Below are 1,319 nucleotides of genomic sequence, written 5' to 3' on the forward strand. Positions count from 1 at the left end.
GGGGAGCCGATACCCGTCCCGGTATCATTCTTCAGAGGCGCCGCCGTGGCGCCGGGGGAAAAGGACGGGGACAAGCGTGGACAGTTCGCCCAATAGCGATACGGTGGAGCTCTTGAGCGGCCGCTACCGGCTGGGGGAAGTGATCGGCCGGGGCGGTATGGCTTCCGTCTATTCAGCCAAGGACACGAACCTCGGCCGCGACGTCGCACTCAAGCTTTTTGCCCCACAGTCCGCCGACCCCGACGAGCTCAGGCGCCAGGAAGCCGAGATTGAACTCCTCGCCACCCTGAACCATCCGAGCCTGGTGACCCTCTTCGATGCCGGCACAGACACCCGGATCCCCGGGGAACCCCGGCCGTTCCTGACCATGGAACTGGTGGACGGGCAAGACCTCCGGGCCCGGATCCGGCACAGCCCGCTGCCGCTGGATGAGATCGCGGTCATCGGAGCCGGCGTGTCCGACGCCCTGGCCTACGTGCACTCGCTCGGCATCGTCCACCGGGACATCAAGCCAGCCAACATCCTGCTCGTCCCCGTCCGTCCCGGGGAACCGCTGCGGCCGAAACTCACCGACTTCGGGATCGCCCGGATCATGGACGGGACCCGGCTGACCGCTACCGGAACCATGGTGGGCACTGCCGCGTATTTGAGCCCGGAACAGTCGCGGGGCGCCGACCTGGGACCGGCCAGCGACATCTATTCCCTGGGGCTGGTCCTGCTCGAATGCATCAAAGGCGAGGTCGAGTACCCCGGCAGCGCCGTGGAATCCGCCGTCGCGAGACTGCACCGAGCCCCGGCCATCCCCGACGCCGTGCCGGTTGAATGGGCCAAGCTGATCCGGGCCATGACAGCACTGGACCCTTTGGACCGGCCGTCCGCCGCGGACCTCGAAGTGGCGCTGCGGCATGCCCTGGTCTCGCCCGAGTCACTTCCCGGGCTCCTCGCCGAAGAGCGCACCCGGGTCCTGCCCGCACCGCCGGCCCGGCCCCCGCGGCTGTCCTCCCCCGGAGCAGGCGCCAGCCACGGCACCCGGGCCGGACATCTTCTGGACCCGGACGCAGCACCCGGTCCGCGGACAAACCGCGTCTCCTTCCTGTCCGGGACCGCCGCGCGCTTCCGGCGGGCCCGCCGCCGCTCCCAGATCATGCTCTCCCTCGTGCTCCTGGCGGTGGTTGCTGGTGTAATCGCGGCCGCCGTCGCCCTCGCAGCACCCGAACCAACCGACGTCGTTCCCTATCCGGCCGTGACCGGGGACCTGGGCCAGCACCTCCAAGAGCTGCAGAAGAGCGTGGAACCATGAACCTGCCCACCCCGCCGGC

The 1,319-nt window shown here is 69.4% G+C and carries 1 protein-coding gene; it reads left to right on the forward strand.

Annotation, left to right across the window (positions count from 1 at the left end; genetic code table 11):
* The first annotated feature begins 157 nt into the window (after positions 1 to 157).
* Positions 158 to 1,300: a serine/threonine-protein kinase gene (locus tag K789_RS0110795; protein WP_416352799.1), complete on the forward strand. Its 1,143-nt coding sequence runs from the start codon at positions 158 to 160 to the stop codon at positions 1,298 to 1,300.
* Positions 1,301 to 1,319: the final 19 nt, after the last annotated feature.

Origin of the sequence: Arthrobacter sp. TB 26, from assembly GCF_000427315.1 — a bacterium.
Lineage (GTDB): Bacteria > Actinomycetota > Actinomycetes > Actinomycetales > Micrococcaceae > Arthrobacter.